General features: G+C 37.8%; 12 protein-coding genes. 4 read left to right on the top strand and 8 right to left on the bottom strand.

All coding sequences use genetic code 11. The features are described from left to right. Window positions 1-68: 68 nt before the first annotated feature. The 3 genes from purL to ACI6PS_RS02020 all read left to right on the top strand — a co-directional run bounded on the left by purL (window position 69) and on the right by ACI6PS_RS02020 (window position 5,324). Entirely contained in the window at window positions 69-3,731 is a 3,663-nt protein-coding gene (gene purL / locus ACI6PS_RS02030; RefSeq protein WP_421010880.1) for a phosphoribosylformylglycinamidine synthase, read from the top strand. Window positions 3,732-3,813: 82 nt separating this feature from the next. After that, on the top strand, window positions 3,814-4,572 hold the full coding sequence (locus ACI6PS_RS02025; RefSeq protein ID WP_421010879.1) for a DUF3667 domain-containing protein: 759 nt from the start codon (window positions 3,814-3,816) through the stop codon (window positions 4,570-4,572). Continuing rightward, window positions 4,569-5,324 (top strand): DUF3667 domain-containing protein, encoded by a 756-nt coding sequence (locus tag ACI6PS_RS02020; protein WP_421010878.1) that lies wholly within the window; start codon window positions 4,569-4,571, stop codon window positions 5,322-5,324. The genes ACI6PS_RS02025 and ACI6PS_RS02020 overlap by 4 nt, the downstream gene beginning before the upstream one ends. Here the strand turns inward: ACI6PS_RS02020 and ACI6PS_RS02015 are convergent. From ACI6PS_RS02015 to ACI6PS_RS01980, 8 genes are all read right to left on the bottom strand, one after another. Continuing rightward, on the bottom strand, window positions 5,293-6,363 hold the full coding sequence (locus ACI6PS_RS02015; RefSeq protein ID WP_421011108.1) for an o-succinylbenzoate synthase: 1,071 nt from the start codon (window positions 6,361-6,363) through the stop codon (window positions 5,293-5,295). The genes ACI6PS_RS02020 and ACI6PS_RS02015 overlap by 32 nt on opposite strands. A gap of 25 nt (window positions 6,364-6,388) precedes the next feature. Further along, entirely contained in the window at window positions 6,389-6,646 is a 258-nt protein-coding gene (locus tag ACI6PS_RS02010; RefSeq protein WP_421010877.1) for a hypothetical protein, read from the bottom strand. Window positions 6,647-6,656: 10 nt separating this feature from the next. Further along, window positions 6,657-7,865: a tetratricopeptide repeat protein gene (locus tag ACI6PS_RS02005; RefSeq protein ID WP_421010876.1), complete on the bottom strand. Its 1,209-nt coding sequence runs from the start codon at window positions 7,863-7,865 to the stop codon at window positions 6,657-6,659. A gap of 170 nt (window positions 7,866-8,035) precedes the next feature. Further along, entirely contained in the window at window positions 8,036-8,713 is a 678-nt protein-coding gene (locus ACI6PS_RS02000) for a metal-dependent hydrolase (protein ID WP_421010875.1), read from the bottom strand. Between the two features lie 26 nt (window positions 8,714-8,739). Then, window positions 8,740-9,714: a 1,4-dihydroxy-2-naphthoate octaprenyltransferase gene (gene menA, locus ACI6PS_RS01995; protein ID WP_421010874.1), complete on the bottom strand. Its 975-nt coding sequence runs from the start codon at window positions 9,712-9,714 to the stop codon at window positions 8,740-8,742. An 81-nt stretch (window positions 9,715-9,795) separates the two neighbouring features. Next, window positions 9,796-11,304 carry a PH domain-containing protein gene (locus ACI6PS_RS01990; RefSeq protein ID WP_421010873.1) on the bottom strand — a complete coding sequence of 503 codons (1,509 nt, stop codon included), beginning with the start codon at window positions 11,302-11,304 and terminating at the stop codon, window positions 9,796-9,798. Beyond that, entirely contained in the window at window positions 11,301-11,816 is a 516-nt protein-coding gene (locus tag ACI6PS_RS01985) for a PH domain-containing protein (protein WP_421010872.1), read from the bottom strand. The genes ACI6PS_RS01990 and ACI6PS_RS01985 overlap by 4 nt, the downstream gene beginning before the upstream one ends. A 101-nt stretch (window positions 11,817-11,917) precedes the next feature. Further along, the gene (locus tag ACI6PS_RS01980; protein ID WP_421010871.1) at window positions 11,918-12,760 is read right to left on the bottom strand and encodes a 1,4-dihydroxy-2-naphthoyl-CoA synthase; all 843 of its coding nucleotides are present in this window, start codon (window positions 12,758-12,760) and stop codon (window positions 11,918-11,920) included. A gap of 56 nt (window positions 12,761-12,816) precedes the next feature. Between ACI6PS_RS01980 and ACI6PS_RS01975 the strand changes: the two genes are divergently transcribed. Beyond that, the gene (locus ACI6PS_RS01975; RefSeq protein ID WP_421010870.1) at window positions 12,817-13,923 is read left to right on the top strand and encodes a C1 family peptidase; all 1,107 of its coding nucleotides are present in this window, start codon (window positions 12,817-12,819) and stop codon (window positions 13,921-13,923) included. Window positions 13,924-14,292: the final 369 nt, after the last annotated feature.

The following is a 14,292-nucleotide window of genomic DNA, read 5'->3' as shown; positions in this document are numbered from 1 at the left end:
GACTTTAAAACTTTTGACATTAAGACTTTTTGAACTAAATTTGCACCACACAACACAAACTACACACAATGATTCATTTCTTCGGAAACCAAACCAACACGGTTTTTGCAGTCCAAACGCAAAGCGAAATTTCGGCTGAAAACATCTCAAAATTAAACTGGCTTTTTGGCAACACCCATAAAATAGAAAAATCCGTATTAGCGGATTTTTTTGTTGGTCCTCGTGCCGCCATGATTACGCCTTGGAGTACAAATGCTGTTGAGATTACTCAAAATATGGCCATCGAAGGCATCATCAGGATTGAAGAATTTCAGAAAGTTAATGAAGCTTTTTCTGATTTTGATCCGATGCTGTCGCAAAAATATTCCGAGCTAAACCAAGAAATTTATACCATTAACATTCAACCAGAACCGATTCTTGAAATTGAAGACATTGCGGCTTTCAATTCAAAAGAAGGTTTGGCTTTGAGTCAAGACGAAGTAGACTATTTAGAAAACTTATCTAAAAAATTAGGTAGAAAACTTACCGATTCTGAAGTATTTGGATTTTCCCAAGTCAATTCAGAACATTGCCGCCATAAGATTTTCAACGGAACTTTTGTGATTGACGGAGAAGAAAAACCTTCTTCCCTATTCAAATTGATCAAGAAAACATCTTCTGAAAATCCAAACGGTATTGTTTCGGCTTATAAAGACAATGTGGCATTTGTAAAAGGTCCGAGAGTGCAGCAATTTGCACCAAAATCAGCCGACAAGCCTGATTTTTACGAAACAAAAGATTTTGATTCGGTTATTTCGCTTAAAGCGGAAACACATAATTTTCCAACAACGGTAGAGCCTTTCAATGGTGCTGCAACAGGTTCTGGCGGAGAAATCCGTGACCGTTTGGCGGGCGGACAAGGTTCTTTGCCTTTGGCTGGAACTGCGGTTTACATGACTTCGTATTCTCGTTTGGAAGAAAATCGTCCTTGGGAAGAAGCCATGAACGAAAGAAAATGGTTGTATCAAACGCCGATGGATATTTTAATCAAGGCTTCAAACGGAGCATCTGATTTCGGAAACAAATTCGGTCAGCCGTTGATTACAGGTTCGGTTTTGACTTTTGAACACGAAGAAGATGCTCGAAAATTAGGGTTTGACAAAGTGATCATGCTTGCCGGTGGAATTGGTTATGGAAAAGAAAGCCAGGCTATCAAGCAAAAACCAAAAGTAGGCGATAAAGTCGTTATTTTAGGAGGAGAAAATTATAGAATTGGAATGGGTGGTGCAGCGGTTTCTTCAGCAGATACCGGTGCATTCAGCTCTGGAATCGAATTGAATGCTATTCAACGTTCGAATCCTGAGATGCAGAAACGTGCCGCAAATGCCATCCGTGGATTGGTGGAAAGCGACGAAAACCCGATTGTTTCGATTCACGATCACGGTGCTGGTGGACATTTGAATTGTCTTTCAGAATTGGTGGAAGAAACAGGCGGTTTGATTGATTTGGATAAATTGCCTGTTGGCGACCCAACGCTTTCTGCAAAGGAAATCATCGGAAACGAATCCCAAGAAAGAATGGGATTGGTTATCGGCCAGAAAGATATCGAGACTTTACAGAAAATTGCTGATCGTGAACGTTCGCCGATGTATCGAGTTGGTGACGTAACTGGAAATCACCGTTTTACTTTTGAATCAAAAACCACTGGTGCAAAACCTATGGATTTTGCGTTGGAAGACATGTTCGGAAGTTCTCCAAAAGTGGTGATGAACGATACTACAATTGATAGAAAATATACAGATTTAGACTATACTCAAGAAAACTTCAAAAAGTATCTTGACCAAGTGTTGCAATTGGAAGCTGTTGCCTGCAAAGACTGGCTGACAAACAAAGTCGACCGTTGTGTTGGCGGAAAAGTTGCCAAACAGCAATGTGCCGGACCGTTGCAATTGCCTTTGAACAATGTTGGTGTGATGGCGTTGGATTATTTAGGAAAAGAAGGTGTTGCCACAACCGTGGGCCACTCGCCTATCGCTTCGCTGATTGATCCTGTTGCTGGAAGCCGCACTGCGATTGCAGAATCGTTGTCGAACATCATCTGGGCTCCGATTAAAGATGGCTTGAAAGGTGTTTCACTTTCTGCCAACTGGATGTGGGCTTGTAAAAATGAAGGGGAAGATGCGCGTTTGTATGAAGCGGTTCAAGGTTGTTCTGATTTTGCAATAGAGTTGGGAATTAATATTCCGACAGGAAAAGACTCGCTTTCGATGAAACAGAAATATCCTGATGGAGACGTAATTGCTCCAGGAACGGTGATTATTTCTGCAGGCGGAAATTGTACGGATATTCAAAAAGTGGTGGAACCAGTTTTGAAGAAAAAAGCCGGTAATATTTATTACATCAACCTTTCAGAAGACGATTTCAAATTAGGAGGCTCGTCTTTTGCTCAGGTATTGAATAAAATTGGGACGGAAGTTCCTACGATTAAGAGCGGAGCAAATTTCAAGACTACTTTCAACGTAATTCAAGATTTGATAAAAGCCGATAAAATCCAAGCAGGACACGACATCGGAAGCGGTGGTTTGATTACCACTTTATTGGAAATGTGCTTCGCTGATGTGAATTTAGTTGCTGATTATGATTTGAGTGCTTTACGCGAAAGCGACACTATAAAAGTTTTGTTTTCTGAAAATATCGGAATTGTTTTCCAAGCTGATGCTTCGGTTGAAACCGTTTTGAATGAAAATAATGTGGCATTCTTCAACATCGGAAAAGTAAAAGAAGGCGATACCGTTACGATTAAAAACGGTGACCAAAATCTTTCGATTAATGTAGCTGAAGCTAGAGATACTTGGTACAAAACTTCATATTTATTAGACCGCAAACAATCGGGTGAGTTGAAAGCGAAGGAACGTTTTGATAATTTCAAAAACCAACCTTTGCAGTTTAATTTCCCTGCGCATTTTACAGGGAAAAAACCAGTTGTAGATTTTTCTAAACCAAGACCGAAAGCAGCAATTATTCGTGAAAAAGGAAGCAATTCCGAGCGAGAAATGGCAAATGCAATGTATTTGGCAGGTTTTGATGTAAAAGACGTTCACATGACCGATTTGATTTCTGGTCGTGAAACTTTGGAGGATATCCAGTTTATCGGAGCCGTTGGAGGTTTCTCTAACTCAGATGTTTTGGGTTCTGCAAAAGGTTGGGCTGGAGCATTTTTATACAATGAAAAAGCAAAAACGGCTTTGGATAATTTCTTTAAAAGAGAAGATACATTATCAGTTGGAATTTGCAACGGAGCGCAATTGTTTATGGAGTTGGAATTGATCAATCCAGAGCATGAAGTACACGGAAAATTACGCCATAACGATTCCCATAAGCACGAAAGTGGGTTTACTTCGGTAACAATCCAAGAAAATAATTCGGTAATGCTAAATACTTTGGCAGGAAGCACTTTAGGTGTTTGGATTTCGCACGGAGAAGGAAAATTCGACTTGCCTTACACGGAAGATAAATACAATGTGGTTGGAAAGTACGGTTATGAAAATTATCCAGCCAATCCTAATGGCTCGTTCTTCAACATTGCTATGATGTGTGATAAAACTGGAAGACATTTGGCGATGATGCCCCACATTGAGCGTTCAACCTTCCAATGGAACTGGGCGAATTACCCAGAAGGCAGAAACGATGAGGTTTCGCCTTGGCATGAAGCGTTTGTAAATGCTAGAAAATGGGTGGAGAATAAAAAATAGATTATTTTTTAACTATTTAAGAAAAGGCTTTCAGAAAATGAAAGCCTTTTTCTATTTTAGCGAGACCAAAAACCAAACTTTTATGAAAAGCCCTATCTGCTTAAATTGCAATGAAGCAACTGAACGGAATTATTGTTCCAATTGTGGACAAAAAACAGATACGCATCGCATAAATTTCAAGCATTTTTTAGTACACGACATTCTGCATGGTGTTTGGCACATGGAAAAAGGCATCTTATTCACGATGAAAGAAGCCTTAACAAGGCCCGGAAAAGCAGCATTGGATTATATCAGTGGAAAGCGAATAAAATATTACAATGTATTCTATTTGACAGTCTTGCTTGTCGGTCTTCAACTTTTTTTAGCCAATTATTACGAACATCTTCAAACCATTTATTTTCCTGAAAAACTTGAAGAAACTGAAAAGATAGCACAAAAAAATTATGCTTTTTTGTCTGATTACGGTAAAATATTGATTCTTTCATTAATTCCATTATTTGCTTTCAACAGTTTTATCGTTTTTCGAAGAAAAAGATTAAATCTCAGTGAGCATTTTATAATTTCTGGAATGGTTTTTTTAGGAGTAATGATCATCACTTTGGTCAGTACAATACTTTCTTTTTTAGATTTTTTAGAAAATTTTTCTACAATTGCTCTCATTATCGACCGTTCAACTCCTGTAATTCTGTTATTATTCATTAGTTATGGCTATTACAAGGCCTTTCAGTCAGTTTACAGCAAGTCGGGACTTTTTTTAAGAGTGATTGTTTTTGATATATTACTTCTTTTCCTTCTGTTACTTATAAGTTTTTTTCTTATCATACTAACAAAAAGCCTATGAAACCAATCAAATGCTTAAACTGTAACACTCCGGTCGACAATAAATTTTGTCCAAATTGTGGGCAAAAAACCGATACACACCGCATTACTCTAAAGCACTTCTTATTCCACGACATCGTTCACGGCGTTTGGCACATGGAAAAAGGAATTCTCTTTACCCTCAAACAGGCCTTAATACGTCCCGGAAAAGCTTCCTTGGAATATATCGAAGGAAAACGCATCCGGTATTACAATGTGTTCTATTTGATACTTTTACTTACGGCATTAGGCATTTTTATTGATAATATCTATGCCACAGCGTTTGAAAATTACGTATCCTACATCGAACCGATTCCATCAAGTGCCACTTCTGACTTCTTGACAAAGTATGTAAAATTTTTCCTTTTATTAGCAATACCCGTATATGCTTTAAACAGTTTTGTTTTATTCAACAAAAAGAAACTTTTATACAGTGAGCATTTAATTATCTTTGGAATGCATTTCTTGGGTATCATCGTAATTACGCAGTTTCAAAGTCTCATTGTGTTTACTGAGTTTGTAGAAAGCCTATCTTTTATTGCTGACTGGAGCAATGCATACATTACGCTACTTTTGCTGGTGTATATAATCAATGGGCTGTACGGTGCTTTTGGAAAGGATTACAAGCTGTACAACTTTATTATTAGGATCATAATCTACATCGGGGTATGCCTGCTCGAATTTAGATTGTTGAGCTTAATTATTAAGTATTACTTGGAGCATTATCAGGTATAATATCTAAAGAGGCGACATCCCATCCCAAAGTTTTATCATACCACAATTGCCCTTCTGAAACCAATAAAGGACAATCAAAATTGTTAGTATAAAGCGCTCCAGTTCCTAATCCTTGAGGCATCGGATTTTGTTGTAAAAAAGTCCATTGTGCGATGGCATTCAAACCAATATTACTTTCCAAAGCAGAGGTAATCCACCAACCAATGTTGTATTTTTCAGCCAAAGAAATCCACTCTTTCGAACCTCGAAAACCACCTATCAAACTGGGTTTTAAAATGATGTATTGAGGCTGTGTTTTTTGCAATAAAGCTTCTTTTTCTTCGTATGAAAACACACCGATAAGCTCTTCATCCAAAGCAATTGGAATTGGAGTCGTTTTACAGAGTTCTGACATCCTGTCAGTATTATTTTTTTGAATAGGTTGTTCAATACTATGCAACTCAAATTCAGCTAATTGATTTATTTTACTTAAAGCCTCATCTAAAGTAAATGCACCGTTAGCATCTACTCGGATTTCAATAGTTTTGGAGTCGTAATTTTTACGAATAAAGCGTAATAAAGCGAGTTCTTTTTCGAAATCTATGGCGCCAATTTTAAGTTTGATGCAGTTAAAACCTTGCGCTAATTTTTCCTCGATTTGTTCCTTCATAAACGAAGGTTCTCCCATCCAAACCAGACCGTTAATGGGGATGCTTTTTTGACTGTTTGTGAACTCGGATGGAAAGAGTAAAAAAGGAGTTTCACTTGCCAAAGATTGGAACGCCATTTCCACCCCAAACTGAATCGAAGGAAACTCAATTAAAGCTTCCCAAAGCGCTTTTTCTCCTAGATGGATATTCTCACACGTCCATCGTAATTTACCTTCATAATCGGGACGATCATCGATGCTCAAGGTTCGAAGAATACCGCACTCTCCTATTCCTTTTTTACCGTCTTGCTCCAAGAGGATAAACCAAGTTTCCTTTTCGATTAAAACGCCTCTCGAAGTCCCTGAAGGCCTTTTGAAGTTTAATACGTATTTGTGATAAGTTGCTTTCAAGGGCATTAAAAATCGAAGTTAATCTCTATTTTAGATTTCTAGATTTAATTTCCTTGTTGAGCAAGCCTACATGGATATAAATTGGAGTCAAAGTAATTGGAAGGATAAATATCGGAAGGAAAACCACAAATGATTTATCGATGGGTTTGATTGTTAAATAGTAGATTGCAAACGCCATCATAAACAACCAAACGATTGCACTGCCAATTAAAAACCCTTTGAACAGACCTCTTCTTTTCAGAAGTTTCTCATTGCTATATTCCGACAAGTTGTTATTTTTCATTTATTCCTATTTAATCATTAAAAAGTTTCAAAATCCTTTCGAAATCATTCGATTTGAAACCTGCTTTTTTAAGGTCTTCAAAATCCCTAATCGTTTTGGTTTTCCAATCCACAAGTGCCGAAATATTTTCCAATTGGTATTTCTTGTGAATGGCTTTTGCTTCCGCATAATTGTTACTCAGCAAATAGGCATGTGCCAGATTCAATTGTATTTGTAACTCCGAATCATCAAGCTTCTCGCCTTCTTTCAGGTATTTTATGGCTTTTCCGAATTGTTTTAAGTACAAATAATAGGTTCCCAAAGCATCGTAATCCAATACTTTTCCGTTTCCGTTGTCAATTATTCCGGCGTGTAAAAGTCGGATGGCTTCGTCGTAACGTTTGTTTTTGAAATGCTGGAAAGCATCCAGTCGGATAGCGTTATGAATCGCTTCGTTTGCAGGATTCTTGCTCAAACATTCCGCACCAAAATCCTTGAATGCTTTAGATTTCTCTGAAGCCAATAGTTTTTGATATTCTTGAAATTTATATTTCGTTTGAAACTTATCTAGAATACAGACACAAAAATCATCTGAATTAATCATCAATTGTGCGATGTTAGAAGTCTTGCACAATTCGATGATGGATTTGCGGTTTTCTGGACTCCAGCCCTTGCTCAGCTTATAATCCACCCACGGCACAACTTCCAAGACAATCTTTTGCTTCATCAGCCAATTGTCGCTTTCGAAGGCAAAAAACATATTGGTGGTATTGGTTTTCAAGCAAGCCGACTTGTCAAAGGAAAGCAGTTTAGCATCCTTGTTTACGGGTGTATTCTGTACGATACAAGCTTTTTCTGCTTTTCCGGACTCTTTGTATGCGTTGGCCAATTCTTGACTTGAAAAGATAGCATACTTGCATTTATCATCACCGGAAATCTTAGAAACGATAAAAACCGCTCCAGCAGAACCTTGACTGATTCCGGATGGGTCGGGAATGGATTTCAAAAGAGAAACCAGGCTTCCCGCCAATTGTTGGTTGTCGTCTAGCGTGGTGATGCGGTACACTACTTCCGTGGTTCCTTTTGGAAAATCTTCGGTTTTAACTACGATTCGGTCGCCTGCTCCGAGGATTATTTCCTTGGTTGTAGCACGATTCTTATCCCAAAAGCCGTCTTGCTGTGCAAAAACAGTTTGCATCGTGGCAAAAACCAATAAGAGAAGTATTCCTTTTTTGTTCATTTTCTATGGAATGAAAATTTTTATATTTAAGCCTTGCGTTCTGGAAAATGGAATGCTGTCTAGCCCCGACTGGAGGGAAAATCCTTTTATTTTTTTTTCTTTAAAAAAATAAAAGATTGGAAGGAAGGCGGGAAAATGGATTATTCTCTGCCCTAACCTTTCGCTCCTAATTACAAATCGATTGAAGCTCCAATTTCTAGCAACATCAGGTCTTTTCCAACATCGAAGAACTTTTTGATGGCTTCTTCGTGGTTGATTTCAATGTAACCGAACGTATCGAAATGATAGCCCAAAACCTTGTCGCATTCTACAAAATCCGAAGCAACAATGGCATCATCGACATCCATTGTAAAATTGTCGCCGATTGGAAAAATCGCCAAATCGAGCTTGGTACGCATCGGGATGAGTTGCATATCGAACGTCAAAGCCGTATCACCAGCGATGTAGATGTTCTTGCGTTCGCCTTCGATAACAAATCCGCCAGGATTTCCGCCGTAGCTTCCGTCGGGAAACGAACTTGAATGGATAGCGTTGACATACTTTACGTTTCCGAAATCGAAATCCCAGCTTCCGCCGTGGTTCATTGGATGTGTTCTGAACCCTTTCTTTTCGTAATATCCTGCGATTTCTGCATTGGAAACAATTAAGGCGTTGGTTCTTTGCGCAATGCTTTCTACATCGGCAATATGGTCGCCATGAGCGTGTGTCAAAAGAATATAATCGGCTTCAAGCGCATCAACATCGATGTGTGACGCTTTTGGATTTGGAGAAATATAGGGGTCGACAATGATGTTTTTTCCACCGACTTCGATTCCTAATGAGGCGTGTCCGTAAAATGTAATTTTCATATTTTGAAAGCTTTAAACAGTTAAACTTATGAATTAACAACCAAATCTGAAAGCAAATAAATCAAACTTAACGACAATAAAATGGATAATAAAAACGTGCAGATGGCCAATTTTTTCAACTCTGGGTCGAGTAATTTTGGATTTTTGTTTTTATAAACCCGTATCAAATGACTCGTTAGTGGAAAATAGATGACCAAAAAGAAATAGGTGTCGAAATTTAGTTTTTCAGGCTCAATGTCCTTTACAAAATCTACATAGATGGCAAATGCCAAAACCAATAGCATTGCAGAAATAACCAAGAAGAAATGGTATTTTTTAGCTACAGCGCCACCCACTTTTACGACGATGGTGTTTTTTCCTGATTTTCGGTCGGATTCTTCGTCACGCATGTTGTTCAGGTTTAAAACACCTACACTTAAAAATCCTATGGCGATGGCTGGAAGGCACAATTCCCAATCTACCTGTTTTGAATAGAGAAAATTAACGCCTAACGTACTTACCAATCCGAAGAAAATAAATACGAACACATCGCCATAACCACTGTAACCATAGGCTGTGTTACCAACGGTATAGCGAATTGCAGAGATTATCGCCAATATCCCAAGGATTAGAAAGATGACAGAATACAAAATATAATCTTGTCCAAAAGCGAAATAAATCAAGAGAACTGCAGAAATAAAAGTCAATACTGATGTGATAATCATTGCTCGTTTCATTGCTTCAGGCGAAATCACGCCACTTTGAATGGCACGTTTTGGTCCCACCCTGTCTTCGTTGTCGGTTCCTTTTATTCCGTCGCCATAATCATTGGCAAAATTGGAAAGAATCTGTAATCCCAAAGTGGTCAAGATTGCAAAACCGAACAATTGCCAGTTGAAGACTTCGGTTGGCGTTAGCACATTGTCGGTTGGATACGCTAACGCGTACATGCTTCCTACAATGATTCCTGATACCGAAAGTGGTAATGTTCTTACTCTTGCTGCTTCAATCCAATGTCTCATTTTAATATTTTTTGTTCTAGGTTGTGGGTTGTATGTTTTAGGTTTCTAAATAACTTAGAACCTATAACGTACAACATTTTTTTACATCCAATTGCTATCTGATGTTTCAATTTCGTACAACCAAAGGTTGACGTAATTTTTTATTCTGCTGAAATCGCCCAATTGAAAAGCTACATTTCCTCCCGCTGTATGCAAAATGATTGATCCGATGTTGGCTTTTTTGTGCCAAAACAATTGTGACGTTGAAATGGCCTGTATCTTTCCTGGCTCAATGATTTCATTCTCGATGTCCCAAGCACCGTGCTGTTTGATAATGAAATTGTCACTCACAAACAATCGGTAATTTCTGAAACTGAAATACAAAATCAATCCTATGAAAACTGCGTAAACCGGAACGAGGTAGATAAACTCGAAAGCTTTTGGCTCAATCCATTTGGCAAAGCCAAAATACACAGACAAAGGTAAAACTATTGTCGTGAATATCGAGAAAACAAGCTTGCGAAAATTAGGCTTCAGCATTACGCCTTTTTCGGGGATGGATTTAAACAGTAATTTCAATATTTGGTCGCGTTCTACTTCGGAACAACCCGGAATTTCTATCGCAGATTTCTTTTCTTCGGGTTCGCCACTGGTTGCCTGCTTGATTTTTATCTCCAGAATATCCATCTTCTTTTGGAAATAATTTCGGGTGACGGTTGTAATCTGTACTTTTTCAGGTTTGATAATCGTGCTTTTCGTATTCAACAATCCGTATGAAAGCAACAACGAACCTTTTTGCTTGGCAATCTTATAATCGAAATATTTGAAGACCACTCGAACCAGATTGATGATTAAAACAATCAGAAACAAAAGGGTGGCAAGAATCAAAACACCTCTAAAGATAGCGGTTTCATCAAAATAATTTTCAATGCTTTGGTCGTCAATAAAATCGTCTTCGGTAAAATTACTCAGGTTTTCGAAAATCGTACTTACAAAAAGCAACAACAAACCAAAGCTTCTCAAGTAATTTGAAGTAATGCCTACTTTAAGCAAGGTCAGAAAACTGATTTTAATAAACGGATGCTCTTCAGGGCTTGTTTCAACAATTGATGGTTCTGATCCAAAAACTGACGAAACTATTTTTCGTTCGTTTTCCAGTAATCTTGCTTTTAATTCTAATGCCAAATTATGGGAAATGGCTTTTATAGAACCTTCTTTCTTACTACTTCCAGCCGTATCAACATCCAAGGCATATACTCCTACAAAATTCTGAATCAATGATTGATTGATGTTTACCTGTTGGATTTTATCGAGCTGGATAGTTGTTTTTGATTTGTTTAAAATTCCTTCGGTTATGATGAATTCTTGGTTTTCTTCATCCAAAAAGAACGTAAAATTGAGGTATTTTAGATAGGAAATAACCGCTATAAGTGCAATCACAGCAAAAGTTCCCAAACCAAGATATAGCTTATTTACTTCATCAAATTTAAAAATCCAGATGACAGCGATAGGCCAAAACGCTCTTAGATACTGCTGAAGCGTATAAAAAAACATGACCAAGACCCCTACTTTGGATTGCCTTTGAGGTTTCGTGAAATCGGCCCTAATCATAATTGCTTTTGAATTTTACCCATCAATAATTGCTTGATGTTTTCGGCCTGTTCTTTTTCGATTCCAGGAATTTCTATATCGCTTGAACTTCCTCCTGCCGTGAAAACTTCTACTTTGGCCAAACCAAAATACCTCGAAGCTAAACCTTCATGCAAAGCGACGTGTTGTACTCTATTGTAAGGTATTACGATAGTTTTAGTTGCAATAACACCACTTTGAAAAAGCACATCGTGTTCTCTGAATGCAAAGCCTCTTTTCTTGAAACCGATTCTTGAAAATAGCACAGTAATTACAATCAAAACTGCAAAACCAATAGCCACATAAAGTCCCGCATCTGCAATCTCTTCATTGAAATAAAACAAAAAACCTGTTGCGATTCCAAAAATAACAAAGGTTATTGCGGTATTGATTAGTATTACCTTCCAATAATTCGGATGCAATTTAGAAAACTGAACTTCCTCAAATCTAGGAAGCTGTGTAGTATCAATGGTCGTATTTGTAAAATTTTCCAAAAGTTATGAATTATAAGTTATGAATTATAAATGCTTCTGAAGCCTAGGATAAAAATCGAATACTCTACGCTATTGTCTCTTGACTTTTTACTTTTCCTTAATTAAGGAATCCACTTGTTTTTCCCGAAGTTAGGCTTTCTTTTCTCTAAAAAGGCATTTCTGCCCTCAATCGCTTCATCTGTCATGTATGCCAAACGTGTTGCTTCACCTGCAAAAACTTGTTGTCCCACCATTCCGTCGTCCGTCAGGTTCATGGCAAATTTCAACATCTTGATTGACGTTGGCGATTTCTCTAATATTTCCTGAGCCCATTGATAAGCAGTGTCTTCCAGTTCATCGTGTGGAATCACAGCATTCACCATTCCCATATCCATAGCTTCTTGAGCAGAGTAATTTCTACCCAAAAAGAAAATCTCACGTGCTTTTTTCTGTCCGACCATCTTGGCTAGATAAGCAGATCCATATCCACCATCAAAACTCGTTACATCGGCATCTGTTTGTTTAAAAATGGCATGTTCCTTGCTGGCCAAAGTCAGATCACAAACTACATGCAAACTGTGTCCCCCACCAACAGCCCAACCCGGAACTACGGCAATAACTACCTTTGGCATAAAGCGAATTAAACGCTGTACTTCCAAGATGTTCAAACGGTGATAACCATCTTCGCCTACATAGCCTTGATGACCTCTTGCCTTTTGATCACCTCCACTGCAAAACGACCAAATGCCATCTTTGGTAGAAGGTCCTTCAGCCGAAAGCAAAACCACTCCAATGGAAGTATCTTCCATCGCATCATAAAACGCCTGGTACAATTCACTGGTCGTTTTTGGACGGAAAGCATTCCGAACATTCGGACGGTTAAAAGCAATTCGGGCAACGCCATTGCATTTCTTATACGTTATATCTTCAAAATCTTTAACAGTTTTCCAGTCTATTGTCGCCATTTTATTTTATTTTAGCGTAAAAATAATACTTTTACCCCTTATTAAATACAAATAAAATGAAAAGAAATATATTCAGCATTGCCCTTTTAACATTCGCTTTTTCAGCCTATTCCCAAAAGTATGAATTCCAAACCGTTAAAGATATTGAGGCAACCCCTGTAATTTCTCAAGGTCAAACTGGTACTTGCTGGAGTTTTTCATCCGCTTCCTTTTTGGAGGCCGAAATCATCCGTATTTCCGGAAAGCAGATTGATTTGTCGGAAATGTACAATGTGCGTCATACCTATCCAAAGAAAGCATGGAATTATGTGATGCGCCAAGGAAAGGCACAATTCAGCGAAGGCGGATTGAACCACGATGTTATCAACAGTGCTCAAAAATTCGGGATTGTTCCTGTTTCTACCTATTCAGGTCTGGTTGGAAATGCAACTACTTTCGATCATTCGAAAATGGTGGCAGAATTAGAAACTTTATTGAAGCCTTATACAGACGCTTCTAAAAAACTAGATCCGAAATGGAAAAAAGAAGTTTCAGATATTCTGGACAAGCACATGGGTGCCGATGTTTCTGAATTTACTTTTGAAGGAAAAAAATATACACCGAAGAGCTTTTTGGAGATGACGAAATTGAAACTTGACGATTATTTAACAATTTCTTCCTTTACACATGAACCTTTTTACAAAAGTTTTATTCTTGATGTTCCTGATAATTTTGCTTACGGAAGTTTCTATAATCTTCCTTTGGAGGAATTTATTCAAAATATTGATAATGCACTAGATAACGGTTATACTTTAGCTTTGGATGCCGATGTTAGTGAAGCAACTTTTTCGGCTAAAAATGGTATTGCTGTTGTTCCTGAAAACGAAGCCGACAACAAGACGATTTTAAAAGAAATCAAAAAAGAGAAGAACATCACGGCCGAGTTTCGTCAGCAGGAATTTGAAAATTTCAATACAACGGATGATCACTTGATGCACATTGTTGGAAAATTAAAAGATCAAAAAGGAAACATTTATTACAAAGTAAAAAATTCCTGGGGAACCGATAATGGAAACGGCGGTTATGTATATATGAGCGTTCCCTATATGAAATTGAAAGCGATTTCGGTTTTGGTTAACAAAAATGCATTGACCAGCAAGACAAAGAAAGAATTGGGATTATAAAATCTTAATATCTTCAAAAAAGAAAGGGTAAGTTGCTTAAGCAACTTACCCTTTCTTTTTTAAATATAATCATTAAAGCTAATAACACTTAGATCATCTACACAATCTCCCTAAACACTAAACACCTGTCTGTAAGTCTTTTGAATTTCCTCTATACTCGCTTTGCATAGACCTTGAAGCAAAAATTATGCTTTACATTCCTGTTTTATGAGGTAGACTAACTTAGCTCAGCTACTGAGAAAAATAATCTTAAAACCTCTGAATATTCCTAAAAACAAAAAACCCCTCATCGATTGATGAAGGGTTTTCAAAAGAAAGGCGACGACATACTCTCCCACAAACTGCAGTACCATCTGCGCAGGCGGGCTT

Source organism: Flavobacterium sp. PLA-1-15 (genome assembly GCF_049060005.1).
GTDB lineage: Bacteria > Bacteroidota > Bacteroidia > Flavobacteriales > Flavobacteriaceae > Flavobacterium.
Note: the sequence above shows the minus strand (reverse complement) of the source record. Positions and strands in the feature narration are given on the sequence as shown.